Origin of the sequence: Krasilnikovia sp. M28-CT-15 (genome assembly GCF_047159595.1) — a bacterium.
Lineage (GTDB): Bacteria > Actinomycetota > Actinomycetes > Mycobacteriales > Micromonosporaceae > Actinoplanes.
Genome location: NZ_BAAGAK010000001.1, coordinates 3,592,966 through 3,617,072 on the forward strand (window position 1 = coordinate 3,592,966; position 24,107 = coordinate 3,617,072).

Sequence of the window (24,107 nt, forward strand, 5' to 3'; positions counted from 1 at the left end):
CCGTCACCTACGGAGAGATGGACGGGTTGATCCGGTGACCCATTGGCCCGCCTGGAGTCTGAGAGTGTGCGAACCACCACTGTGGGTAATCCGATGAACCGGCAGGACGCGCTCTGTGTCTGCGGCCATCAGCGCCGCGCTCACGAGCATCACCGCAAGGGAACCGACTGCACCTTCTGTGGGGCCGACCGGTGTCCCCGCTTCCGCATCCCCCGGTGGTGGCGGCGCCGCACCGCATGATCAGGATCACCCCCCGGCGGGCCGCGCGGCGCCGCGCCGGCCGGCTGGCCTAGCGTCGCCCCACACACTCCGGTTCCCGGCGCCCGCCGTCATCCCCGGCCGGGCAACAGCCGCGGTGCCATCCATGGCGGGGTCCGTCCCACGAGGACTGGCTCCGTCATGCCCAGCACGCTCGTCATGCCCGGCACGCCGGATCCGCCGCGCATCGCTCCCCGGCGCTGTCCCGGCGGGACCGGTCTCGCCGGGAAGCCGCATTCGTTGTCCGTCGCCCGTACCCGAATGGGCGGCAGCCTGCGGACTACATCGGCGCCGTTGTACCGTGATCGCACGGGGCAGGTCGCCAGGGCGGAGGTCGCAATGGGCGAGGCCGTGATGACGACACGCCGGCAGGCCGACGGGGCGATCGTCGTCGACGTCCGAGGCTCCGTGGATGCCGCCACAGTCGACGCGTTGCGGGCCACCCTGATCTCCACGCTGCACGGCGAACGCCCGGTCAGCATGATCGTCGACCTGACGTTCGTCACGTTCATGGACTCGATGGGGGTCGGCGCACTGGTCTCCGGCGCGAACGCGGCACGCGAGGTGGGCGCCCGCTTCACGCTGCGCAACCCCAGCGAATTCGTCCACCGCCAGCTGCGGGTCACCGGGCTGGCGGAGATGTTCGGCCTGCCCGGAACGCCTTGGGCGTCGCAGGCTCACCCCGGCTGACGGCGGCGCGCGGACCGGTGTGGACGGTCGCGCCCGAACTCACCGCGGCGCGCCGAACCGGGCCAGGTAGTGCCAGACCTTCTTGAGGTGCTGGGCGTCGTAGCGGCCGGTGCGTGCGGCATCGCCGATCACCCGCGGGGTCAGCCGGCCGGCGACCGCGATCTCGGCGCTCAGCTCGACATACTCCGGGCCCCGGTATCCGGGATGCCGCCGCAGCTGCGCCACGGTGAGCCGGAAGCCGCGATGCCACTCCAGGGGGCAGGGCAGCAGCGCGGCCGCGGCCTCGACGTCGGTACCCCGGTAGCTCGGATCCAGCACCAGCGCCTCGACGTCAGCGTCGAGCCGGACCGGTCCGTGTACCTGTGCCTCGATGTAGTCGTCCAACCGGTCCGGCCGGTCGGCGGTGGCCAGCTCGATCAGCGACATGCGGTCCGCCACCGCGAACGCCGTCGGCTCCTGATGACTGTCGGGGTAGCAGAAGGTGGCCCGCCCCAGTGCCGCCCCGGTCAGGCGCAGGTGCGCCGAGCCGAAGCGGGGTGCGGCGCCCACCGTGCTGCGGCGGAAGTTCAAGGCGCCGTACACGGGCCGCAGGCGCGCGGGGGCGGTGTCGTAGGCGCCGCCGAAGATGCGGCTCTCCCAGCGCCACCGGTCGCCGCCCGGATGCGCCGTCAGACCGCCGTTGCTGGTGCCGGTGACGAACTGGGAGACGTACACGCCGTCGGCGGTGAGCGCCGTGAGCATCGCGGTGCCGCCGACGCCGCGGTCGGGGTGGAAGTTGAGCGTGATCCGCAGCGCCGGATCCACCGGCGAACCGTGGGACCGGGCCGCGACGTGGCGCAGCGCCAAATGCCACGGCTCCTCGGTGCCCGGTCCTGACTCCACCGGGAAAGTCTGTCCTACGACGGCGATCGGTTCCCGGTCACGCCTGGAGTTCGGCTGAACACATCTGTACCGTTGTGAACATGAGTGTTCGCGTGGCGCGGCGGCGCTCCGCCGTACGGCTGGCCACCGCGGCCGCTCTGCTCGACGTCGCCGTCGAGGTCCTCGTCGCCGACCCCGCCGCGTCACTGGCCGAGGTCGCCGAGGCGGCCGGCATCGGCCGCACCACCCTGCACAAGCACTACGCCACCCGCGACGACCTGCTGCGTGCGGTCGGCCACCGGGCCATCGACCTGTGGGAGCAGCGGATCGGTACGGCCGTGCGCGCCACCGACGCGCCCGACGGTGGCATCCGGGCCCTCGCCGAGGCGATGATCGCGGTCGGCCCGCACCTCGCGTTCCTCTGGCGCAACCCGATCTTCGACCATGCCGAGGACATCGGCCGCCGGTGGAAGAGCGTCGAACCGCAGGCCCTCACGGTCCTCCAGCGGGCCCGCGACCGTGGCCTGCTGCGTGCCGAGGTCGCCGACCACTGGCTGCTGCAGACCTTCTACTCCCTCGTGTACGTCGCCGCCGAATCCGTCTACTCCGGACACCTCGCCCCCCGCTCCGCACCCGACCTCGTCGTGGACACCTACACCCGAGGGTTGGGCGCATCCTGACGAAAGGCCCCGCACATGGCCGATCTGCGTCGCACCGCCGCCTTCGCCGCCGCTCTCTACCGCCGCCGCCTCGACTGGGCGTACCACGGGTACGTCCGCCGTGACCCGGTGGCGCTGCTGCACCTGCGCGCCGGGCGGGAGAACCCGTACGCGGTCTACGACGGCATGCGCGCAGCCGGGCCGCTCGCCCCGACCCGGCTGGGCAACTGGGTCACCACCAGCCACCGGGTGTGCAGCGCGGTGCTGCGGGACCGGCGCTTCGGCGTGAATGCCACCGAGCTGACCGTGCCCGTACCCGACGACGAGTTCGACATGTCGTTCCTCGACCGGGACCCGCCCGACCACACCCGGCTGCGCCGCCTCGCCCAGCCCGCGTTCAGCCCCCGGCAGATGGCCGGCTACCGCCCACGCATCGAGGCCCGCGTCGACGAACTGCTCGACCGGGCCGGAGCCGACTTCGACCTGGTGTCCGCGTACGCGGCCCCGCTGCCGATCGCGGTCATCACCGACCTGCTCGGTGTGCCCGACGCGGACGCGGACCGGTTCACCCGGTACGGCGCCGTCATCGGCAGCGCCCTCGAGGGCATCCACTCGCTGCGTCACGCCGCCCGCCTCAAGGCCGCCAACGACGAACTGCGCGAACTGTTCGAGAGCCTGTTCGCGCTGCGCCGCCGGGAGCCCGCCGACGACGTGATCAGCCGGATCGTCGCCGCCGAGGGCGACCAGATCCAGCCCGCCGAGATGCTGCCGATGTGCTCGCTGCTGCTGGTGGCGGGCTTCGAGACCACGGTCAACCTGATCGGCAACGCGGTGCACGCGCTGCTGGCGCACCCCGCGCAGTGGGCCGACCTGTGCGCCGACCCGGCGGGGCTGGCCGCCGCGGCGATCGAGGAGACGCTGCGCTGGGACCCGCCCGTGCAGCGCACGGCCCGGTGCGCCCAGGAGGACGTCGAGCTGGAAGGGCGCACGGTCGCGCGGGGCAAGTTCGTGGTGACGCTGCTCGGCGCCGCGAACCGCGATCCCGAGGTGTGGCCTGACCCGGACCGGTTCGACATCCACCGCCCGCAGACCGTCGAGCACCTCGCGTTCTCCAGCGGCATCCACTACTGCGTGGGCGCGCCGCTGGCGCGGCTGGAGGCGACCATCGCGCTACAGCGGCTCGCCGAACGCCTGCCCGGCCTGCGCCGCAACGGCCCGTTGCGCCGCCGCGCCTCCAGCGTCATCCGCGGCCCCCTGCACCTGCCGGTCCAGGCCCCGGCCCGCGCCCGCGCCGATCACGGGCTCACCGCCTGAACTGCGGTCTCTGGCCCGTCCTGGTCGAGGGCGGGCACGCCGCGAGTTTGGCCCGCGCGTCGGGCGGGGTCAGGACTGTCGGAGGTGGTGCCTAGAGTCGGGGAGTGCTTGTCCGGATCGAGGGGGTCGACCTGCCCGGCCGCGGCGGCGGTGCCGAGGCGGCCGCCCTGCGCCTGGGCAACGTGCACGTCGGCATCCAGCGGCGCGCGGAGGTGGTGGGTCGCATCCGCGCCGACGCTTCCTCGGCGACGTGGGAGCTGGACGTCACCACCCGCGAGGTCGACGGCCTGCTCGACGTCTCCGGGCCGTACGTCCACGGGCGGCCCGGTGCCCGCTTCCTGTATGTGAGCTGGGGTGGGGTCGACGGCGACGAGTTCGCGATGTTCCGCCGCGCCAAGCTGATGTTCGGCGACATCCCTGGCGCGCTGCTGCGTGCCGCGCACGCCGGTGAGGGAGTGCTGACCGGGCGTTTGGGCCTCACCGACCCGGCGGGTGGGCCCCGCTGCGCCCGGGTCCGGCCGCCCGACATCGCCTGGCGGCTGGCCGAGCCGTGACAGATCCGAGAGTGAAGCGCCCGGATCCGGCACCGATCCCGCCGCCGGACTCGGTGCGGGTGGCACACGGCTTCGTCGCCCGCGACGGCAGCCTCGGCGTGTGGACCGAGGCCGACACCGCCGCGCGGCCACCCGCCGACGACCGGCCGCCCCGATCCGGCTCCGTGCCCCCGGGCCAGCGCCGGCAGGCCCGGGGCGCCGCCCGGCCGCACCCGTTCGCCGTGGAGCCGGGCCCGATGCCCGGCGCGGTGGCACGGCCGGCGACCCTGCTGCTGCCCTCGACCGGGGCCGGGCCGCTGCCGTCGCCGCAGCTCGGCCTGCCAGCGCGACGGGGGATCCCGCGGCTGCGCCCCTGGGCCGTGCCCGCCGTGACCGTGCCCGCCGTGCCGGACGACCTCGCGGACGCGCTCGACGCCCGGCCCGCCCCGTCGCTGACCTGGCTTGCCGAGCTGAGTGCGTTCGCCACCGAGCTGGTGACCCGGGGGCGGGTCCTGCCCGCCGTGCTCGCCGACGGCCCCCGCCCGCGCGCCCGCTGGCGGCCGGTGCTGACCGGTGCCGACGCGGCCCGGCACGCCGAACTGCTGCGCCGGATGCCACCCGCCTGCCGCGCCGAGCGCGCCCGGCCCGGCGACGTCGCCGGGCTGCCGGCCGCGGACACGGTGCACGCCGCGCTGGGACGCCTCGTCGACGCCGACGTCCGGCGGCGGCTGGCCGGGCGCGGACCCGCCGGTGCCCCGTGGCTGGCCGCCCTGACCGGTGCCCCCGAGTTCGACGCGCCACCCGACGAACTCGACAAGCTCACCGCGGCCCTGGACGGCTGGCACGTCCAGGCCACCACGGGCGCCGCGGTGCGGGTCTGCTTCCGGCTGTCGCACCTGCCCGACCCGGACACCGCGGGCACGGACCGCTGGCTGCTGGAGTTCCTGCTGCAGGCCCGCGACGAGCCGAGCGCACTCGTCCCCGCCGCCGACGTGTGGCGTGACCGCACCGCACCGCTGCGCCGCTGGACGCACCACCCCCAGGAACGCCTACTCACCGGCCTGGGCCGGGCGGCCCGGCTGCTGCCCGAACTCGACCCGGCCCTCGACGCGGCCCGGCCCGCCGAGCTGATCCTCGACACGCAGGGGGCGTACCGATTCCTCTCCGGTGCGCCCGTGCTGGAGCAGGCCGGGTTCGGGGTGCTCGTGCCCGCCTGGTGGCGGGAACCGCACGGCCTCGGCCTGTCGCTGCAGGTGCGCCCACCCGACCAGATCAGCCCGGTGCTGCGCGACGATGCGGTCGACCTCGCGTCCATCGTCGAGTACCGGTGGGGGCTGGCGCTCGGCGGCCGCACCCTCACGGAGGACGAGCTGGCGGACCTCGCCCGGGCCAAGGTTCCCCTGGTGCGGCTGCGCGGCCGCTGGGTCCACCTCGACGCGCAGCACCTGCGGGCCGGGCTGAGCTTCCTGCGCCGCGGCGGCGGCACCATGACCGCCGGGGACGCGCTGCGCCTGGTGCGGCTGCTGCCGCCCGAGGAACTACCCCTGCCGGTCACCGCCACCGGCGGCACGGGATGGCTGGCCGACCTGCTCGGCGGGGGACTGGAGCGGCGGCTCGAACTCCTCGAGCCGCCCGCCGGACTGGCCGGTGAGCTGCGGCCGTACCAGCGGCGGGGGTTGTCCTGGCTGGCGTTCCTCGACCGGCTGGGTCTGGGCGCCTGCCTCGCCGACGACATGGGCCTCGGCAAGACCGTCCAGCTGCTGGCCCTGCTGCTGCACGCCCAGAGCGGCCCCACCCTGCTGGTCTGCCCGCTGTCCGTGTTGGGCAACTGGCAGCGCGAGGCCGCCCGGTTCGCCCCCGGGCTGGTCGTCCGGGTGCTGCACGGTGCCGACCGGCCCGACCCGGCGCACCTGGCGGACGGGTGTGATGTGGTGCTGACCACGTATTCCACCGCCACCCGCGACGCCGCCGCCCTCGCCGCCGTGGCCTGGGACCGGATCGTGCTGGACGAGGCGCAGCACATCAAGAACAGCGCCAGCGCGGTCGCCCGGTCGGTGCGGCGCATCCCGGCCCGGTCCCGGATCGCGCTCACCGGCACCCCGGTGGAGAACCGGCTGGCCGAACTGTGGTCCATTCTGGACTTCCTCAACCCCGGGATGCTCGGCCCGGCACACACCTTCCGGGCCCGGTACGCGGTGCCGGTCGAGCGGTACGCCGACGACGACGCCGCCGACCGGCTGCGCCAGGCCACCCGGCCGTTCCTGCTGCGCCGGGTCAAGGCCGACCCGGCCGTCCTCACCGACCTGCCCGACAAGCGGCACGTCCGGCACCTGTGCGGGCTCACCGCCGAGCAGGCCACCCTGTACCAGGCCGTCCTGGACGAGCTGCTGGGCCGCCTCGCCGAGGCGCACGACAAGCGCCGCAAGGGCATCGTGCTGGCCGCCATGACCAAGCTCAAGCAGGTCTGCAACCATCCCGCTCACCTGCTGGGCGACGGCTCGCCGCTGCCCGGCCGGTCCGGCAAGCTGGAGCGCCTGGAGGAGATCCTCGACCGGGTGCTCGCCGAGGGCGAACGGGCCCTGTGCTTCACCCAGTACGCCCGCTTCGGTGCCATGCTCGCGCCCCATCTCGCCGCCCGCTTCGGCGTGCCGGTCCGCTACCTGCACGGTGGCACCCCGCGGGCCGCCCGCGACGAGCTGGTCGCCCAGTTCCAGGCGGACCAGCGGCCCGGGATCTTCGTGCTCTCCCTCAAGGCGGGCGGCACCGGCCTCAATCTCACCGCTGCCAACCACGTCGTGCATGTCGACCGCTGGTGGAATCCGGCCACCGAGGCGCAGGCGACCGACCGGGCGTTCCGCATCGGACAGCAGCGCGACGTCCAGGTGCACACGCTCGTCTGCCTCGGCACGCTGGAGGAGCGCATCGACCGGCTCCTCGCCGACAAGGGCACCCTCGCCCAGCGGGTCGTCGGCACGGGGGAGGGGTGGCTCACCACGCTGTCCACCGCGGAACTGCGCGACCTGCTGGCCCTGGATTCGGAGGCGATCGGTGACTGATCGCCGCCAACGTTTCGCCGCTCCGTTCCTCGCGATGGTGGAGGCGCTGCGGATGGGGCCGACGTTCGCCCGTGGGCGCCGCGACGCCCGCGCCGGGCACGTGCGCAGCCTCACCATCTCCGGCAGCCTCGTGGTGGCACAGGTCCGCGCGGGTGACGAGCCCACCGCGCATCGGGCCCGGATCGCGGTGCGGGCGTTCGGCGCCGCCGAATGGGCCCGCGTCGAGGACGACCTGGCGGCCCGGACGCGCTCCGTCGCGGACCTGTTCGCCGGGCGTATGCCGGACGACATCGCGGCGGTCTTCGCCCGGGCCGGGCTGAGCCTGTTGCCACTGGCGCTGGACGAGGTGGCGATGGACTGTACGTGCGAGCGGTGGCCGATGCCGTGTGTCCACCTCGCCGCGACGTGCTACGCGCTGGCGGACTCGCTGGACACGGATCCGTTCGGCGCCTTCGCGTGGCGCGGGCGGGGCCGCGACGAGTTGCTGGAGCGGCTGCGGCAGTTGCGCGGTGCCGCCGCCCACGGGGATCCGGAGCCGGTCGCCGCGCCGCCGGACGACGGTGACCTCGGCGACCTCGCGGACTTCTGGGGCGCCGCCGCCAGCTCGGCCACCGCCGTGTCACCCGCCCGCCTGGGATGGGAGGACACCGGATCGATATGGCTGGGATCGGCGACGCTGCCGGGCGGGCGGCCGGACGCGTTGCTCGACGAGTTCGACAGCCCCGCGCTCGGATACGGCGGCCGCACCCTGGCCGAGCTGCTCCGCGACGCGTACCGGGCGTTGGACAACCCGGTGGACCAGTGATGGTCCGGTCCGGCTCGATTCGCCGTCCGCCATGTCGGTGTGTGGGCGTGTGACCTGTCCGTGATGGGTCGTCCCGGAGCATGCGCGCATCGCCCACAGTGGAAGCGGCGCTCTGGCACACCTCGAGGGTTCGGATCCTGCCGGACGGGTAGTTGACGGATACGGCGCATTCATCGACGTGTGAGGAGACCGTGATGCAACCGTTCACGTTCAACCCTTGGAACTGGCGCGATCCCGCGCTGGTCGGCGGCTATTCCGACACCGGCGACCGCAGCCCCGACGCCGATTCGACCAGCGATCTGCGCGCGGACGGGCAGGCCGCGGTGGACCTCGTCGGCTACCACGTCGAGGCCCTCGACGGCCGGATCGGCTCGATCGACGAGGCCACGTACGACGTGGGTGGCGCCCTGCTGGTCGTGGACACCGGCCCGTGGATCTTCGGCCGGAAGGTGATGCTGCCCGCCGGCACGGTGCAACGGGTCGCCCACGAGGACCGCAAGGTCTATGTCGACCGCACGAAGGACCAGATCAAGAGCTCTCCCGAGTACGACAAGGACACGTTCAGCACCCCGGAATACCGGGAGCGGGTCGGCGACTACTACACCGGCAGCTACCGCGACGCACCGCCGATGTGAGGGCGGGCAGGCAGGCGCCGCCGACCGTCCTCAGGGGCCGGTCGGCGGCGCCTTACGGCCCGGCGGCGGCTCGATGGGCTCTGGGCCACCCACGCCCGCCTCGGCCGGGTCATGGGCGGCGCCGGGGCATGGGCGGCACCGGGTCATGGGCGGCAGGAGTCGTCGCCGGCAAGTGGGCCGATCTCGAAGGCCGGTCCCGCCGGGGTGAAGGCGCCGTACACGCAGGCGCTTCCGGTCGACGCGGCGAAGGCCGGCCCGGGGCGGACCACGATCCTCAGCAGCCCGGCCGACCGCAGCGCCGCGTCGACCGCCCGCCGGTCGGGCACGGTCCGGGCCCCGGCGGCCAGCAGGGTGAACCGCATCGTCAGCGCTCGGATGCATGCCTCGGCGCCGGGCACGGCGGCCTCCGCCAGCCCCCCACGCCGCGGGGTCGGAGGGTACTGCTGCGCGAGGGCGTGCCGGGCCCGTTGCTGCGGGTCGTTGATGTCGAAGGATGCGGAGGGGTCCACCGACGGCGTCGGGGTTGCGCCCTGAGCACAGGATGCCACGCCGGGTCGGGGTGGGGCGGGATCCCCAGGGGCGGGCACCGGGACCGGTGGCCCCGTCCCGGTCGCCTGGACGTCGACGGCGATCCTGGTGGGTGCCGGCTCCGGGGCGGCGCCCGTGCCCGGACGGGCACAACCGGCGAGCAGCGCCGCCGCGGTGACGGCAATCGACCAACGCATGCGCGGCATGCCCGACACGCTAGCGGATATCGACGTCACTCGTTGCGGACGGATCAACCGGCGCGTCGGCGGCGCGGACCGTGCGGAGCAGGAAGCCGCGCAGCAGCAACTCCCGGCCGGGCAACTCGGCGGCCACGTCGATCGGGGTGACCGCCGTGTCGACCCACCGCGGCACGGGGAAGCTCGCCCGCAGGAACTCCTCGGTCACACCCCACCCCTGGCCCGCCTCCCACGACACCGCCAGGACGAAGACCCGCGCGTGCGGCGCGGCCAGCCCCGGCAGCAGCGCGAGGTAGTCGGCGGCCTCGCCGCCGCCGCGCCGGTGCAGGGTGTGCAGCAGACCCGAGTCGAACACGGAGTCGAACGGCGCCGACGGCAGGGACAGGCGCGTGGCGTCCTGGACCTCGAAGCGGACCCGTACCCCCGCCCGGGCGGCCTTGGCGCGGGCCTGGTCGATCGCCACGTGGGAGAGGTCGACCGCCGTCACCTCGTGGCCGCGGCGGGCCAGCGCGATCGCCAGATCGCCGGTGCCGCAGCCGACGTCGAGCACCGTCGGGCCCCTCACCTGGTCCAGCACGCGCGCCAGAGCGGGCTGCGGCCCGCCGATGTCCCAGGGCGGTCCACCCGAGCCGGCGGCGTCGAGTAGAGCTGGTCGTAGTCCAGGTCGTACGGGCTGTCGGTCACGGGCTGTCGCGCCGGGCCTGCCGCCGAGCGTCCGCGGCGGCGCTGGCCGCCTGCCGCTTACGGGCGGCCTGACCCGCCGCCGGGGCGGCCCGCTTCGGGCTCGCCGCACGCTTGGCGGGCCGGCCCGGGCGGGTGGTGGCCGGGCGCCGCGACGCGGTCGGCGGTGTCGTGTTGCGCGCCTGCCGGACCGCGGCCAGGCGTTCGCTGCGCAGCAGCTGCGCGCTGCGCCGGGCGGCGACCGCCAGTTGCCGGCTGACCCGGGCGAGGGCGTCCTCGAAAACCTCGGCCTTCTCCGCGTTGCGCGTGTTCTTCGGCCGTGCCTTGCCCCGTCCCCCGTACTCGGCGACCCGGGCGCCGGCCTCGCGGCGGTACAGACCCACGTACTTGTTCCTGGCCCGGCGGATCCGCTCGTGCAACTGCACCAGGGCGTCCTCGTCGGCGTTGATGATCTGCTCGCGCTCGGTTTCACGGACCAGCGCCAGCTCAGCCTCGGTCAGGGAGTTCAGAAGCGCCTTCATATCCCGGACCTTATGGCCGCGATCCGCTCCGTTTCCACGGAATGCCGGTCAACGACAGAAATCCTCAAAGGGTACGTACCAGGGCGGCGACCCGCTGCCTGAGCTGCGGCAGCCGCGCGTACAGCTGGTCGCCCGGGCACAGGGTCGATCCGGCCGCCGGGTTGGCGGTGTGCCAGTCCTGATGGCCGGAGATCGTCGCGATCGTGGCCGCGGCACCGGACACCGGGTTGACGTAGCGGGTCGTGCCGAGCGGGTCGAGCCCGGTCGCCGAGGCCAGCAGCGCCAGCACCACCGTCAGCGACCGCAGGGACGCGGCCGGCGGCGGCGCGACCATGTAGTTGCCGAGCAGGCAGATCCCGATGTTGCCCGCGTTGAACCCGCCCACGTGGGCGCCGTTGACCATCAGCGGCCGGCCGTCCGCGCCGCGCTGCGGCCCGAAGACCGGAACCCGGTCGGGGTCGGAGTACGTGCCCTCGTACACCCGGCCCTCGGCGTCGATGAGCAGCTGGTAGCCGATGTCGCCCCAGTCCATGGCGACGGCCTGGTTGTAGTAGATCCCCCGGATGTGCGCGATTGGGTCCGGCTCCGGATTGTCCTCGCCGCTGTGATGCACCGTCAGGGTCTGCACACCGTAGAACGCGGGCGGGGTGTCCAGCGTGCCGTCCGGGTTGAACCGGTACGACTCGTCGGCGCCCCAGGCGGCGCGGCTCAGGTAGCGCGGGCGCCACGGACAGTCCGTGGCGCCGGACAGTGGCATCGCGGCGGCCACCGGGGCCGCCGCGGCACGGACCGGGCCCGCCACGGTGTTCAGCTCCGTGACCTCGACCGGGACGCCGTCGGCGCGGCGTACCTGATATTCCACGATGCCCGCGGCCGGGACCAGCGCGCTGAGGCCGGCGACCGGGTGGTCGGGTCCGCCCGGGCAGCCGGAGGCCGGGCGCCACGGTTGCCAGCCTTCGGCGGTGCGCAGCCGGACCTGTGCCGGCGCCGACACGACGAGGTGGGTGGGTGTCAGCTCGGGGGTGATCACCTGGGCGCCGTCGAGCGGGCCGCGCGCGGCTTGCACCGTGGCCGCCACGGTGCCCTCGGCCGCCGCAGGGGGCGCCGTGTCCGCGGCGGTCGCGGGAGCGGCCGGACCGGCATCGGCGCGGGCCGCCGGTGCGGCGGACAACGGCAGCGCGGCGGCCAGACCGCCCGCGCCGCGCAGCAGAGATCGACGCGAAACCATGCCGGTCAATCTACCGGCGTGTCCCACAGCGCCCCGACCGGGCCTTGCCTACGGATGCCGGGCAGGCCGAACAGCGCGCTACGGGGTGGCGGCGCCGGGTAAGGGCAGGCCGAACGGCACTGCGGGGTGGCGGCCCTGCGGTAGAACCGTCGCATGCGTACGCCGTTGCCCGGACTCCAGCTCACCGTCCCCCTCATCGCCGCCCCGATGGCCGGTGGTGCCTCCACCACCGCGCTGGTGACCGCGGCGGCCCACGCGGGCGGTGTCGGATTCGTCCCCGCCGGGTACCGCAGCCCCGCCGACCTCGCCAAGCAGATCGCCGAGGTACGCGAGACCGGTGTGCCGTTCGGGGTCAACGTGTTCGCGCCCTCGCCGGTGCCGGTCGACCCGGACGCCTTCCGGCGGTACGCCGACCAGCTCGAACCGGAGGCCGAGACGTTCGGCCTCAGCCTGCGGGCTGCCGCCCCGGTCGAGGACGACGACGGTTGGCGGGACAAGGTGGACCTGCTGATCGCGGACCCCGTACCCGTGGTGAGCTTCACGTTCGGGATCCCCGACCGGCGCACGGTCACCGCCCTGCGCCGGGCCGGGACGCTCACCTGGCAGACCGTGACGGATCCGGCGGAGGCGCAGGCGGCGGCGGACGCCGGGGTCGACGCGCTGATCGTGCAGGCCGCCGCGGCGGGCGGCCACTCCGGCACCCTCAGCCCGCACCGGCCGCTGCCGGAGCTGCGGCTCACCGACCTGCTGGCCGCGGTCCGCGCCCGTACGGGGCTGCCGATGCTCGCGGCGGGGGGCATCGGCACGGCCACGGACGTGGCCGCCGCCGGACGCGCCGGTGCCGCCGCCGTGGTGGTCGGGACCGTGCTCGTACGCACCCGCGAGAGCGGCGCGTCGGCGACGTACCAGGCGGCGCTGGCCGAGGGGCGGCGCGACACCGTGCTCACCCGGGCGTTCACCGGGCGCCCGGCGCGCGGGCTGCGCAACGACTTCATCGACCGCAACACCGCCCGCGCGCCGCTCGGCTACCCGGCGATCCACCACCTGACCGCGCCGGTGCGCCGCGCCGCCGCGGCCGCCGGGGACCCGGAACGCCTGCACCTGTGGGCGGGCACCGGCTACCGGCACGCCCGCGCGGAGCCCCTCGCGGACACGTTCGGGCGGCTCTACCAGTCGGCGGGCCGGTAGTCCTTCAGGAAGCAGCCGTACAGATCCTCGCCGCGTTCGCCGCGCACGATCGGGTCGTACACCCGGGCGGCGCCGTCGACCAGGTCGAGCGGGGCGCGGAAGCCCTCGTCGGCCAGCCGCATCTTGGTGGGGTGCGGCCGTTCGTCGGTGATCCAGCCGGTGTCCACACTGGTCATCAGGATGCCGTCGGTGAACAGGTCGGCCGCGCTGGTGCGGGTCAGCATGTTCAGCGACGCCTTGGCCATGTTGGTGTGCGGGTGTCCCGCGCCCTTGTAGCCGCGGCTGAACACGCCCTCCATCGCGGACACGTTCACCACGTACCGGCGGGGGAACGGCGAGGCGGTCATCGCCGCGCGCAGCCTGCTGACCAGGACGAACGGCGCAGTGACGTTGCACAGCTGCACTTCCAGCAGCTCCATCGGGTTCACCTCGTGCACCCGGTCACTCCAGCTGTTCCTGGCGGTCAGGTCGGGGACCAGCCCGCCCGCGTCGATCGCGGTCGACCCGGCGGTCAGCGCCAGCGCGGTCACCGCCTCCGGGGTGATGGGCACCGGGGTGCCCGGCGCGCCGTCGGCCGGCGCCGGACCGGCCAGCGCGCTGGCGGGGGACCGGCCGCCGAGGAACTCCAGCTCCGGCAGCGCGCCCGCGGGCAGCGGCGCCGACTCGGCCGCCACCAGGGCGGAGTAGGCGCCGGGGGAGCGTCGTACCGTCTGGGCTGCGTTGTTGATCAGGATGTCCAGCGGTCCGCGGGCCGCGACGGAGTCGGCCAGCGCCACCACCTGGGCCGGGTCCCGCAGGTCGATGCCGACCACCCGCAGCCGGTGCAGCCAGTCCGCGCTGTCCGGCATCGCCGCGAAACGGCGGACCGCGTCGTTCGGGAAGCGGGTGGTGATGGTGGTGTGGGCGCCGTCGCGCAGCAGCCGCAACGCGATGTACATGCCGATCTTGGCCCGGCCGCCGGTGAGTAGCGCCCGCCGCCCGGTCAGATCGGTACGGGCGTCGCGCCGCTCGTGATGGCGCGCCGCGCACTCCGGGCACAGGTTGTGGTAGAACGCGTCCACTTCCCGGTACCGCTGCTTGCAGATGTAACAGCTGCGGGCGCGGTGCAGCGTGCCGGCGCTGAGTCCCGCGGTGCTGGTGCGCAGCGGCAGCCCGGCCGTCTCGTCGTCGATGCGCCCGGGCGCGGCCGTCGCGGTGGCCGCGTCGACCGCCCGGTCGGCGCTGCGGATCGCGTCGCGCCGCTCCTCGCGGCGGCGCTGCTTGACCATCTTGAAGATCCCGGCGGTGGCCCGCCGGACGGCGACCGCGTCCGGGTGCTCCACCGGCAGCTTCTGCACCTCGGCCAGGACGTCCAGGCACAGCGCGAGGCGGTCCGGGTCCACCCCGGCCACGCCGGGATCAGCGGCGGTCGTCATCGGCTTTCCTTCCGTGGCCACGCGGGGCCGGGCGCGACCCGGCTCAGCGCAGCGTGGCCGCCTCCAGGGCGACCCCACCGCAGTCGTCGTTGAACGACTCCTCGGTGAGCCAGGTCAGCTTCAGTGTGCCGTCCTTCGGGGCCCGGTACGTCACCGTGAACACCGCGGTGGCGAGATCACCGTCGCGCTGCTCGAACGTGGCCGCCCCACTGGCCGCGCCCGTGGTCAGCTTCGCGGTGAGACGACCGCGGGCGGCGACCGCGCCAATGTACAGCCGCAGGGTGCGGCTGGTGCGGGTGGCCGGAGCGGAGATGGTGAAGCCGTTGCCCTTGTCACAGGTGCGGATGCCGGTAGGGGTGCCGTCGGAGTTGCTGACCGGTGAGCCGTCCGTCCAGGTGAACCGCTGTGGGCTCAGGGCGTGCCGGAAGCGCGGGGCGGTCGGCGCCCCCTCCAGGATCTGGAAGTCGCCGTCGCGGTCGCGCTCCAGGGAGAAGGTGCCCCCCTCGCCCCAGTGCACCCAGTCCCGGGAGCCCTCGTCGGACAGGTCGACCACGTCCGAGACCCCGGACCGGTTGATCGCCACGGAGCCACGGTCGGGCGGCGGAGAGGTCCGGGTGGGGCTCTTGCTGGGCGGCGGGGTCGGCGAGCTCGACGGGCTGGGCGACCCGCTGGGCAGCGGGATGGTCTGCTCCGGGGTGGGGTCCAGCGGTACCCCGTTCAGCGCGGGCGGCTGCGGCCCGGTGAGCGCCGGGTCGTCGTGGTCGCGCTGCATGCCGCTGATGATGAAGCCGAACGCCACCACCAGCAGCACGCCCGCGAGGATCACCGCGGCGGGCATCAGGAATTCGCTGAGGCGGCGCTGCGAGCGACCGTCGTTGAGCAGGATCGACGGTACGGCCGAGCCGCGCCGCCCCGCGCTGCGGTAGCCGTAGCTGGTCCGGCGGCCGGTGCCTGCGGCACCGTACGGTCCCTGCCCGCGTCCCGATGGGTGCGGCCGGCGTACCGGCCCGCGGTCGTCGTCGTCGGGCAACCGACCCTCCTCGGTCGTCCGTGGCTGGCCGCTGTGGCCGTGGTGCGGCCGCGCGGGCAGCCGGTGTGCTGATGTTCTGGCTGGTCGGCGGTGTGGTGGCCGCCACCCGTGGTCTGGGGGCTACACGATCTCATTTCGATCGGTGGCGAACCAGAGCGGATTCGGTTACCGACCCAACGGTTGATCTTGGGATTCGGCGGTTCGGACGACCGGTGATGTCCGCCGTGCCCCGGTCCAGGCTCGATGACCGGAAAGTCGCGGCCTACACCTCGGTGACGACCAGGTCGAGGCGGCGGGGACGGTCCGCGGCCGCGGGCGCCTCCTCGACGGTGTGCCCGAGGTCGCGCAGCGCGGCGATCAGCTCGTCCACGGTGCGCGGCGCCGCACCCGAGGTGGCCAGGCTGCGCACCACCCGGCCCTTGGTGGCCTTGTTGAAGTGGCTCACCACGCTGCGCCGGGTGACCCCGTCGACGGTGCGCTCGTGCAGCACCCGGACCGTGGCGGTGCGGGCCGCGACCGGCCCGGCGGGCGCCCACATCCCGGCGTACGTGCCTGAGCGCAGATCCAGCACCGGGCCCTCGCCCGCGGCCCGGTCCAGCGCCGGGCCCAGGGCCTTGCGCCAGTACGCGGCCAGCCCCCCGACGGCCGGCAGGCTCACCCCGACCGAGCACCGGTACGCCGGGATCCGGTCGCCGGGCCGCACCACGCCCCACAGCCCCGAGAAGACCACCGCCCGGGCGTCCGTCCACGCCCGCGCGGCGGGGTCCAGGCCGGTGAGGTCGAGCGCCTCGTAGAGCACCCCGGTGTAGATCTCGGCGGCCGGGGCGGCGGCCGCCTGCGCCAGGCCCGCGTTGCGGGTCACCTCGGCGCGCTGCCCGGCGCTGAGCCCGAGCGTGGCGAGGGAGTCGGCGATCCCGCGGGCACTGCTGCGCCGGCACAGGGCGACCAGCCGGTTCAGCACCCGGCGGCGGGCCGGGGCGAGCTCGGGCAGCCACAGGGTGGACACGTCGACGGGGTCGCCGGCGGCCGGGGCGGTCTTGCCCTCCGACGGGGGCAGCAGGATCAGCACGCGGCAGAGGCTAACCGTTCAGGCGGGTGGCGCCTCCCCCGGCACGGTGATCGTGGTGGTGACGGTGCTCTGGTCGATGTCGGAGACCCGCACGGTGAACTTCACCTCGTACGTGCCCGGCAGCGGGAAGGTCAGCGCCCCGACCGCGTGGTGGCGCGGCACCAGCGGCAGCATCGGGGTGCGCACCGGCTCGATGTCCGTCCCGGTCAGCCGGGTCGTGATCGTCCACTCCTCGGCGGGCAGCGGTGCCCCGGCCGGCGTGTAGACGAACGCGTGCACGGTGTTGTCCTCACCGACCTCGACGGGATACACGTTGAACTGCAGCGTGAACAGGGGGCAGCTCAACGTCTGCGACACCCCCGAGTCCGACGCGGCGGCCCGTTCGGCAGCGACGCTGCGTCCCGGGGTGACCTGCACCAGTACCGCGCTGAGCCCGAGCACCACGCAGGTGGCCGCGGCCTCCACCGCGACTGCGCGGCGCAGCCGGGACAGCCCGGCGGCGGGGTCGCGGTGGACCAGCCGCCGCGCGTACGCCGCGGCGCCCAGCGTGAGCGCGAGCACCGCGACCTTCGCCAGCAGCAGCCGCCCGTGCGCCGAGCCCCACAGCGCGGGCACCGATCCGACCTGCACGACGGCCTGCACCACGCCGCCGCCGACCAGCCACACCACCGCCAGGGCGGCCCACCGCGACCAGGCCGGCAGCAGCACCGCCAGCACCCGGGGATGGGCGCGCCGCAGCAGGAACACCGCCAGGGTCGCCAGGCCACCCAGCCACACCGCCATGGCGGCCAGGTGCACCACGTCCGCGGCGACGACCACGCCGGACAGCGGGGCCGCCACCGCGTGCCCGGTCAGCGGCCAGGTGACCAGCGCCGCCAGCGTCAGCCCGGTCACGGCCAGCGCGCGGCCCCGCCCGGCCGTGCCGCGCAGCACCGGGGGCAGCAGCGCCGCCACCACGACCAGCAGGGCCAGCCGGGCGGCCAGCGCGAGGCCGTACGGGCTGGCCAGGACCTCGCCCAGCTCGCCCGGCGACACCTGCCACAGCGGGGCGCCGCTGGAGTGGGGGGCCTGCACCCAGAGCCCGGCCAGGGTGCCGGCGGCCAGCAGGCCCAGACCCGTGCGGGCCAGCCGGATCGGGCCGCGCCGCGACAACCGGCGGGGCCACAACAGCGCCAGCAGCAGCGCGGGGCCCACGGCCAGGCTCAGCCCCGCGTACCCGAGCAAGCGCACGGCCGGGACCGCGACCGCGACGGACGGATGCACCCCGGCCTCGGGCGGCTCGGCCGGGCGCGCCGACGGTGCGCCCACCGAGAAGGTCAGCGCGCCGCCGACCGGGTGGCTGTCCGCGGAGATCACCCGGTAGCTGACCAGGTACGTGCCGAGCGGGCGGTCGGCGCGGCGCACCGGGATGCGCAGCACGGTGCCCTCCGCCTCGGCGGCGCCGCTGATCCGGGTGCCGTCCGGGGCGAGCACCTGCACCCGGCCGGGCACGGGCGTGACCGGCTCGCTGAACACCACCGTCACCTCGGTGGGTGAGGCACCGACGATGCTGCCCGCCGCGGGGGCCGCGGCGACCATCGCGGCGTGCGCGTACGCCGGGGCGGTCGGCAGCAGCAGCGCGGCCGCGCCCGCCAGCACCGCCACGACCCAGGCAGGCAGGACCCGGGCGCGCGCGGCTCGGGTGGTCGGCGGCCCCCCGGCCGCGTCGGCACCAGTCACGACCGGTAGTTCGCACCGCACGGCGGAAAGGTTCAACGCGCGCGGCGAACCGTGGGTATGCGTATCGGCGACGATACGATCCGCGAAGGTCCATGACACAGGAGGTCATCGATGTCCGTGCACCCCCGCGCCGGCCGCCCCGCCGAGGCGACCGACGCCATCGACGTGCCCCGGGTGGTCCTGAACTACTACACCGAGCACCCCGACCCGTCCGTCGCGGAGCAGCGGGTCGCGTTCGGCACGTCGGGGCACCGGGGCTCCAGCCTGAAGGTCGCCTTCAACTCCGACCACATCGTGGCGACCAGCCAGGCCATCGTCGAGTACCGCAGGGCCCAGGGCACCGACGGGCCGCTGTTCCTCGGCCGGGACACCCACGCGCTCAGCGAACCGGCCATGGTCAGCGCCCTGGAGGTGTTCGCGGCCAACGACGTGACCGTGCTCGTGGACAGCCGCGACGGATACACCCCGACCCCGGCGCTGTCGCACGCCATCCTCACCCACAACCGGGGCCGCACGACCGGGCTGGCCGACGGGGTGGTGGTCACGCCGTCGCACAACCCGCCCGACGACGGCGGCTTCAAGTACAACCCACCGCACGGCGGCCCGGCCGACACCGACGCCACCACCTGGATCCAGGACCGGGCGAACGCGCTGATCGCGGACGGGCTCAAGGAGGTACGCCGGATCCCGGCGGCCCGGGCCCGCACGGCGCCCACGGTGTCGGGCTACGACTTCCTGTCGGCCTACGTCGACGACCTGGGCTCGGTCATCGACCTCGAGGCGATCCGGACGGCCGGGGTGCGCATCGGCGCCGACCCGCTGGGCGGAGCCAGCGTCGCCTACTGGGGTGAGATCGCCACCCGGTACGGGCTGGACCTGACCGTGGTCAACCCGGAGGTGGACCCGACGTTCCGGTTCATGACCCTGGACTGGGACGGCAAGATCCGGATGGACTGCTCCTCGCCGTACGCGATGGCATCGCTGATCGCCCAGAAGGACCGGTTCCAGCTGGCCACGGGCAACGACGCCGACGCCGACCGGCACGGCATCGTCACCCCGGACGGGGGACTGATGAACCCGAACCACTACCTGGCCGTCGCGATCTCGTACCTGTTCCGGGCGCGTACGGACTGGCCCGCCGACGCGGCCGTGGGCAAGACCCTGGTCTCCTCGTCGATGATCGACCGGGTGGCCGCGGACCTGGGCCGGAGCCTCGAGGAGGTGCCGGTGGGCTTCAAGTGGTTCGTGCCGGGGCTGCTCGACGGCTCGGTCGGCTTCGGCGGCGAGGAGAGCGCCGGGGCGTCGTTCCTGCGCCGCGACGGCAGCCCGTGGAGCACCGACAAGGACGGCATCCTGCTCGACCTGCTGGCCGCCGAGATCGTCGCGACCACCGGGCGTACCCCGAGCGAGCACTACCGGGACCTGACCGCCCGCTTCGGCGAGCCCGCGTACGCCCGCATCGACGCGCCCGCCACCCGCGCGGAGAAGGCGATCCTGGCGAAGCTGTCGCCGCAGCAGGTCACCGCGACCGAGCTGGCCGGAGAGCCGATAACGGCGGTGCTCACCACCGCACCGGGCAACGGCGCGGCGATCGGTGGGCTCAAGGTCGCGACCGAGTCGGGCTGGTTCGCCGCCCGCCCGTCCGGCACCGAGGACGTGTACAAGATCTACGCCGAGTCGTTCCGCGGCCCGGACCACCTGGCCACCATCCAGCAGGAGGCCCGCGCGGTCGTCGCCGCCGCCCTGAAGGGCTGATACCCACCCCGACCGACCGGCGCCCGCCCGTCCCTCTCAGTTTCGTCCCAGCCAGGCCGACTGGACAGCCAAGGACGCCGACAGGGGAGCCGGGCGAGGGATGGTCGCAGCCAATAAGCGGGAACGGGGCAGCCAGGTGGTGGCCCCTGCGCACCGTGGCCTGCTGTCACTGCTGTCACTGCTGGCCGCAGCCGCCACGCTCGCGGGCGCGGTTGCCTGGCTGTTGCTGCGCGACCCCGCGGCCTCCCAGATTCCCGGTTTCGCGGCGGCCCCGGTCGCGATGGCCGCGGCGGCGTTCGCCTGCCACCGCATCGGCGCGATGATCGTGCTGCCCCGGCCGGTCCGCGGCTTCTGGCGGCGGCAGTCGCACGCCTGCGCGTGCATGGGCTTCGCCACCGCGGTCGGCCTGCCGAACGCCAGTGACAGCCCCGGACTGTCGCCACTGGTCGCCGCGCTGATGGTGCCGGCGCTCGCCATGGCCGTGCTCAGCTTCCTGCACCTGCCCCGGGGCTCGGTGTCCGCGCTGCGCCGGGCCCAGCTCGCGCTGGACGGGGCCACGATCGCGGCGGCCGGTGGCCTGATCTTCTGGTTCGTGGTCGCCGATTTCGCGCCGCCCGGCACGCCCGGCCACACCCAGGCCGCCGCTGCCCTGGTCGGGGTCGGCGGGCTGCTGGCCCTGGTGGTCATCGGGCGGGCCACGACCCGGGCGGACATCCACGTTCATCCCGCGTCCCTGCGCACCCTGGCGGTGGTGCCGCTGACCGGGGTCGTCGCGTCCGTCGTGCTGCTGGTCGGCGACAGCACCAGCCGGCTCGTGCTGTCCGTGCTGTGCGTGCCGCTCATGGGCGCCGCCGTGTGCACGGCCGCCTACCTGCAACTGCGTGCCCTGGGCCGGCCGGCCAGCCCGCGCCCCCCATGGGCCGCCCACAAGATCCTCGGTGCGCTGCCCGTGCTGGCCGTCGGGGCCACCACCGCACTGGTCATCACGGTCTCGGCGCGGCAGATGACCTGGAACCAGCGCGCCCTGATCGTCGGTGCGGTGCTGACCGCGTCGTTCGTGGTGGCCCGGCAGCTGCTCGGGCTGCGCGAGCACGCCCGGCTGCTGCGCGGGGTACAGCACCAGCAGGCCGAGCTCGAGCATCTGGCGATGCGCGATCCGCTGACCGGTCTGGCCAACCGGGCCCGGTTCAGCGCGGCGCTGGCCGAGCGGCTGGACGCGCACCTGCCCGCGAGCGTGCTGCTGATCGACCTGGACGACTTCAAGATGGTCAACGACACGATGGGACACGCCGTCGGCGACCAACTGCTCTACGAGGTGGCGCAGCGGCTGCTGCGCGACAGCGGGGCGGGCTTCCTGCCCGCCCGGCTGGGTGGCGACGAGTTCGCGGTGCTGCTCGACGTCGACGAGCCGGAGGCCGCCGAGCGGGCCGCCGGGCGGATCGTCGCGGCGCTGGCGGTGCCGTTCCGGGTCGGGGAGCACCACCTGCTGGTACATGCCAGCGTGGGTGTCACCCCGGCCGAGCCGGGCGAACGCGCCGACGAGGTGCTGCGCAACGCCGACATCGCGATGTACGCCGCGAAGGACGCCGGCAAGGCGTCCTGGGCGCGGTTCGAGCCGCGGATGCGCGCCGAGGTGGTCAACCACGCCCGGCTGGGCTCCGAGCTGCACAACGCGCTCGTCCGGCGCGAGCTGTACCTGCTGTACCAACCCGTCTACGACATCGTCACGGGACGGCTGGCCGGCGCCGAGGCGCTGGTGCGCTGGGAGCACCCGCAGCGCGGCAACATCCCGCCGGGCGACTTCATCGGGGTGGCCGAGCGGTCCGGGCTGATCGTGCCGATGGGCTCCTGGGTCCTGCGTACGGCGTGCCGGCAGCTGTCCCGCTGGCAGGCCGAGTACGGCCACGCCGCCATCGGGCGGATCAACGTCAATGTGGCGGCCCGCCAGCTGCGCGAGGCCAGTTTCGTCGACGAGGTCACCGCGGTGCTGCACGACACCGGGCTGACGCCGGGCAACCTGGTGCTCGAGGTCACGGAGTCGTCCGTGCTCGACGGTCCGCACGTGCTCCAGACCCTGGAGGCCCTGCACGAGCTGGGGGTCCGCCTGGCGCTGGACGACTTCGGCACCGGGCAGTCGTCGCTGAGCCTGCTGCGGTCGGTGCCGGTGGACGTGCTGAAGCTGGACAAGTCGTTCGTCGACGGCATCAGCGAGGGCGCGGACCGGGGCCGGCTGGCGGTCGCCGCGGCGGTCGCGCAGCTCGCCGAGCATCTGCAGCTCTCCGCGGTCGCCGAGGGCATCGAGAGCGCCGATCAGATGGACCGGCTGCGGGAGATGGGCTACCAGCTCGGCCAGGGTTTCCACCTGGGCCGCCCGCTGCCCGCCGAGGAGGTTGGCGCGATCATGGCGCGCGCGATGACCGAGGACACGACCGACGGCACGGCCCCGGTCGTCCGGGCGGCCTGACCGCCGCCCGGCCCGCCCGGCAAGGGGCGGGCCCGGCGTCCGGGGATCAGGCCGGAACCTCGTTGCGGTCGCCCGCCCACAGCGTGTGGAACGCGCCCGGCTTGTCGACGCGGTGGTACGTGTGCGCGCCGAAGAAGTCGCGCTGGCCCTGGATCAGCGCCGCGGGCAGCCGGGACGCGCGCAGCCCGTCGTAGTACGCCAGCGCCGACGCGAAGCCGGGGGCCGGAATGCCCTGCTGGGCGGCCGTGGCGACCACCCGCCGCCAGGCGTCCTGGGCGCCCGCGACGGCGTCCAGGAAGTAGTCGTCGACCAGCAGCGTGGCCAGCTGCGGCTGCTTGTCGTACGCCTGACGGATGAAGTCCAGGAACTTGGCGCGGATGATGCAGCCGTCGCGCCAGATCTTCGCCATGGCGCCCGGGTCGATGTCCCAGCCGTACTCGGTGCTGGCGGCCTGGATCTGCTGGAAGCCCTGTGCGTACGCGACGATCTTGGAGGCGAACAGCGCCTGCTCCACGTCGGCCTGCAGGTCGGCGCCGCCGGCCCCGGCCGTCGCGGACGGGCCGGGCAGCCCGGCCGCCGCCTGGCGCACCGCCGGGTCACCGGACAGGGCACGGGCGAACACCGCCTCGGCGATGCCGCTGACCGGCACGCCCAGGTCCAGTGCGGCCTGCACGGTCCACCGGCCGGTGCCCTTCTGCTCGGCCTGGTCGACCACCACGTCGACGAACGGCTTGCCGGTCTCGGCGTCGGTCTGGCTGAGCACCTCGGCGGTGATCTCGATCAGGTACGACCCGAGCCGCCCGGCGTTCCAGCCCCGGAAGATCTCCGCGATGTCGGCCGGCGTATGCCCGCCCGCCCGGCGGAGCAGGTCGTACGCCTCGGCGATGAGCTGCATGTCGGCGTACTCGATGCCGTTGTGCACCATCTTGACGAAATGGCCCGCGCCGTCCGGGCCGACGTGCACGCAGCACGGCTCGCCGTCGACCTTGGCGGCGATGTCCTCCAGGAGCGGGCCCAGCGCCGCGTACGACTCGGGTGAGCCGCCGGGCATGATGCTCGGGCCGTGCAGCGCGCCCTCCTCGCCGCCGGACACGCCGGTGCCGACGAAGTGCAGCCCGCGTTCCTTCAGCGCGGCCTCCCGGCGGCGCGTGTCCGCGAAGTGCGCGTTGCCCGCGTCGATGATCATGTCGCCGGGCTCCAGCAGCGGCGCGAACTCGTCGATGACCGCGTCGGTCGGCTTGCCCGCCTTCACCATGATGACCACGCGCCGGGGGCGCTCCAGGCTCGCCACGAACTCCTCGGCAGTCTCCGCGGGCAGGAAGCTGCCCTCGTGGCCGAACTCCTCGACGAGTTCCTTCGTCCGGCCGTAGCTGCGGTTGTGCACGGCGACCGTGTGGCCGTGGCGGGCGAAGTTGCGGGCCAGGTTGCGCCCCATCACCGCCAGGCCGGTTACGCCGATCTGAGCCTTCTCCGTCATGAACGTCCTTCCTCCGCGCGAGCG

20 protein-coding genes are annotated in these 24,107 nt (G+C 74.4%); 10 read left to right on the forward strand and 10 right to left on the reverse strand.

Annotation, left to right across the window (positions count from 1 at the left end; genetic code table 11):
* Window positions 1–612: 612 nt before the first annotated feature.
* Complete coding sequence (locus tag ACMCNO_RS16615) at window positions 613–948, forward strand: STAS domain-containing protein (RefSeq protein WP_412750348.1); 336 nt, start codon at window positions 613–615, stop codon at window positions 946–948.
* Between the two features lie 39 nt (window positions 949–987).
* On the opposite strand, the gene ACMCNO_RS16620 is transcribed toward ACMCNO_RS16615, so the two are convergent.
* Entirely contained in the window at window positions 988–1,689 is a 702-nt protein-coding gene (locus ACMCNO_RS16620) for a DUF3626 domain-containing protein (RefSeq protein WP_412753720.1), read from the reverse strand.
* Between the two features lie 221 nt (window positions 1,690–1,910).
* Between ACMCNO_RS16620 and ACMCNO_RS16625 the strand changes: the two genes are divergently transcribed.
* From ACMCNO_RS16625 to ACMCNO_RS16650, 6 genes are all read left to right on the forward strand, one after another.
* Window positions 1,911–2,489 carry a TetR/AcrR family transcriptional regulator gene (locus ACMCNO_RS16625; protein ID WP_412750349.1) on the forward strand — a complete coding sequence of 193 codons (579 nt, stop codon included), beginning with the start codon at window positions 1,911–1,913 and terminating at the stop codon, window positions 2,487–2,489.
* Window positions 2,490–2,504: 15 nt separating this feature from the next.
* Entirely contained in the window at window positions 2,505–3,782 is a 1,278-nt protein-coding gene (locus ACMCNO_RS16630; RefSeq protein ID WP_412750350.1) for a cytochrome P450, read from the forward strand.
* Between the two features lie 104 nt (window positions 3,783–3,886).
* On the forward strand, window positions 3,887–4,336 hold the full coding sequence (locus tag ACMCNO_RS16635) for a DUF5990 family protein (RefSeq protein WP_412750351.1): 450 nt from the start codon (window positions 3,887–3,889) through the stop codon (window positions 4,334–4,336).
* 11 nt (window positions 4,337–4,347) lie between these two features.
* A complete protein-coding gene (locus ACMCNO_RS16640; RefSeq protein WP_412750352.1) occupies window positions 4,348–7,371 on the forward strand; it encodes an SNF2-related protein in 3,024 nt (1,007 codons plus the stop codon).
* Window positions 7,364–8,176 carry a hypothetical protein gene (locus ACMCNO_RS16645; protein ID WP_412750353.1) on the forward strand — a complete coding sequence of 271 codons (813 nt, stop codon included), beginning with the start codon at window positions 7,364–7,366 and terminating at the stop codon, window positions 8,174–8,176. Before ACMCNO_RS16640 ends, ACMCNO_RS16645 begins: the two co-directional genes overlap by 8 nt.
* 194 nt (window positions 8,177–8,370) lie before the next feature.
* Window positions 8,371–8,811 carry a PRC-barrel domain containing protein gene (locus ACMCNO_RS16650; RefSeq protein WP_412750354.1) on the forward strand — a complete coding sequence of 147 codons (441 nt, stop codon included), beginning with the start codon at window positions 8,371–8,373 and terminating at the stop codon, window positions 8,809–8,811.
* Window positions 8,812–8,954: 143 nt separating this feature from the next.
* On the opposite strand, the gene ACMCNO_RS16655 is transcribed toward ACMCNO_RS16650, so the two are convergent.
* From ACMCNO_RS16655 to ACMCNO_RS16670, 4 genes are all read right to left on the reverse strand, one after another.
* Window positions 8,955–9,545: a hypothetical protein gene (locus tag ACMCNO_RS16655; RefSeq protein WP_412750355.1), complete on the reverse strand. Its 591-nt coding sequence runs from the start codon at window positions 9,543–9,545 to the stop codon at window positions 8,955–8,957.
* 10 nt (window positions 9,546–9,555) lie between these two features.
* Window positions 9,556–10,101 carry a class I SAM-dependent methyltransferase gene (locus ACMCNO_RS16660; RefSeq protein WP_412750356.1) on the reverse strand — a complete coding sequence of 182 codons (546 nt, stop codon included), beginning with the start codon at window positions 10,099–10,101 and terminating at the stop codon, window positions 9,556–9,558.
* 115 nt (window positions 10,102–10,216) lie between these two features.
* Window positions 10,217–10,738 (reverse strand): hypothetical protein, encoded by a 522-nt coding sequence (locus ACMCNO_RS16665; protein WP_412750357.1) that lies wholly within the window; start codon window positions 10,736–10,738, stop codon window positions 10,217–10,219.
* A gap of 64 nt (window positions 10,739–10,802) precedes the next feature.
* Window positions 10,803–11,966 (reverse strand): peptidoglycan recognition family protein, encoded by a 1,164-nt coding sequence (locus ACMCNO_RS16670; protein WP_412750358.1) that lies wholly within the window; start codon window positions 11,964–11,966, stop codon window positions 10,803–10,805.
* 153 nt (window positions 11,967–12,119) lie between these two features.
* On the opposite strand from ACMCNO_RS16670, the gene ACMCNO_RS16675 reads away from it, so the two are divergent.
* On the forward strand, window positions 12,120–13,154 hold the full coding sequence (locus ACMCNO_RS16675; RefSeq protein WP_412750359.1) for a nitronate monooxygenase: 1,035 nt from the start codon (window positions 12,120–12,122) through the stop codon (window positions 13,152–13,154).
* Here the strand turns inward: ACMCNO_RS16675 and ACMCNO_RS16680 are convergent.
* From ACMCNO_RS16680 to ACMCNO_RS16695, 4 genes are all read right to left on the reverse strand, one after another.
* A complete protein-coding gene (locus tag ACMCNO_RS16680) occupies window positions 13,133–14,569 on the reverse strand; it encodes an SDR family NAD(P)-dependent oxidoreductase (protein ID WP_412750360.1) in 1,437 nt (478 codons plus the stop codon). The genes ACMCNO_RS16675 and ACMCNO_RS16680 overlap by 22 nt on opposite strands.
* A 43-nt stretch (window positions 14,570–14,612) precedes the next feature.
* The gene (locus ACMCNO_RS16685) at window positions 14,613–15,599 is read right to left on the reverse strand and encodes a hypothetical protein (RefSeq protein ID WP_412750361.1); all 987 of its coding nucleotides are present in this window, start codon (window positions 15,597–15,599) and stop codon (window positions 14,613–14,615) included.
* 262 nt (window positions 15,600–15,861) lie between these two features.
* On the reverse strand, window positions 15,862–16,668 hold the full coding sequence (gene yaaA, locus ACMCNO_RS16690; protein WP_412750362.1) for a peroxide stress protein YaaA: 807 nt from the start codon (window positions 16,666–16,668) through the stop codon (window positions 15,862–15,864).
* 18 nt (window positions 16,669–16,686) lie between these two features.
* Window positions 16,687–18,387: a copper resistance protein CopC gene (locus tag ACMCNO_RS16695; RefSeq protein WP_412750363.1), complete on the reverse strand. Its 1,701-nt coding sequence runs from the start codon at window positions 18,385–18,387 to the stop codon at window positions 16,687–16,689.
* Window positions 18,388–18,498: 111 nt separating this feature from the next.
* On the opposite strand from ACMCNO_RS16695, the gene pgm reads away from it, so the two are divergent.
* Together pgm and ACMCNO_RS16705 are read left to right on the forward strand one after the other, a co-directional pair.
* Window positions 18,499–20,142, forward strand: coding sequence for a phosphoglucomutase (alpha-D-glucose-1,6-bisphosphate-dependent) (pgm, locus tag ACMCNO_RS16700; protein ID WP_412750364.1), 1,644 nt, complete (start codon window positions 18,499–18,501; stop codon window positions 20,140–20,142).
* Between the two features lie 100 nt (window positions 20,143–20,242).
* On the forward strand, window positions 20,243–22,606 hold the full coding sequence (locus ACMCNO_RS16705) for a putative bifunctional diguanylate cyclase/phosphodiesterase (RefSeq protein WP_412750365.1): 2,364 nt from the start codon (window positions 20,243–20,245) through the stop codon (window positions 22,604–22,606).
* Between the two features lie 46 nt (window positions 22,607–22,652).
* Here the strand turns inward: ACMCNO_RS16705 and gndA are convergent, their stop codons facing one another.
* On the reverse strand, window positions 22,653–24,083 hold the full coding sequence (gene gndA, locus ACMCNO_RS16710; RefSeq protein ID WP_412750366.1) for an NADP-dependent phosphogluconate dehydrogenase: 1,431 nt from the start codon (window positions 24,081–24,083) through the stop codon (window positions 22,653–22,655).
* Window positions 24,084–24,107: the final 24 nt, after the last annotated feature.

What these genes read in the sequence shown, in the direction of transcription:
- ACMCNO_RS16615 (WP_412750348.1), top strand. Translation starts at nt 613, where the DNA reads ATGACGACACGCCGGCAGGCCGACGGGGCGATCGTCGTCGACGTCCGA.
- ACMCNO_RS16620 (WP_412753720.1), bottom strand. Translation starts at nt 1,689, where the DNA reads ATGCTCACGGCGCTCACCGCCGACGGCGTGTACGTCTCCCAGTTCGTC.
- ACMCNO_RS16625 (WP_412750349.1), top strand. Translation starts at nt 1,911, where the DNA reads ATGAGTGTTCGCGTGGCGCGGCGGCGCTCCGCCGTACGGCTGGCCACC.
- ACMCNO_RS16630 (WP_412750350.1), top strand. Translation starts at nt 2,505, where the DNA reads ATGGCCGATCTGCGTCGCACCGCCGCCTTCGCCGCCGCTCTCTACCGC.
- ACMCNO_RS16650 (WP_412750354.1), top strand. Translation starts at nt 8,371, where the DNA reads ATGCAACCGTTCACGTTCAACCCTTGGAACTGGCGCGATCCCGCGCTG.
- ACMCNO_RS16655 (WP_412750355.1), bottom strand. Translation starts at nt 9,545, where the DNA reads ATGCCGCGCATGCGTTGGTCGATTGCCGTCACCGCGGCGGCGCTGCTC.
- ACMCNO_RS16665 (WP_412750357.1), bottom strand. Translation starts at nt 10,738, where the DNA reads ATGAAGGCGCTTCTGAACTCCCTGACCGAGGCTGAGCTGGCGCTGGTC.
- ACMCNO_RS16670 (WP_412750358.1), bottom strand. Translation starts at nt 11,966, where the DNA reads ATGGTTTCGCGTCGATCTCTGCTGCGCGGCGCGGGCGGTCTGGCCGCC.
- ACMCNO_RS16675 (WP_412750359.1), top strand. Translation starts at nt 12,120, where the DNA reads ATGCGTACGCCGTTGCCCGGACTCCAGCTCACCGTCCCCCTCATCGCC.
- ACMCNO_RS16680 (WP_412750360.1), bottom strand. Translation starts at nt 14,569, where the DNA reads ATGACGACCGCCGCTGATCCCGGCGTGGCCGGGGTGGACCCGGACCGC.
- pgm (WP_412750364.1), top strand. Translation starts at nt 18,499, where the DNA reads ATGTCCGTGCACCCCCGCGCCGGCCGCCCCGCCGAGGCGACCGACGCC.
- ACMCNO_RS16705 (WP_412750365.1), top strand. Translation starts at nt 20,243, where the DNA reads ATGGTCGCAGCCAATAAGCGGGAACGGGGCAGCCAGGTGGTGGCCCCT.
- gndA (WP_412750366.1), bottom strand. Translation starts at nt 24,083, where the DNA reads ATGACGGAGAAGGCTCAGATCGGCGTAACCGGCCTGGCGGTGATGGGG.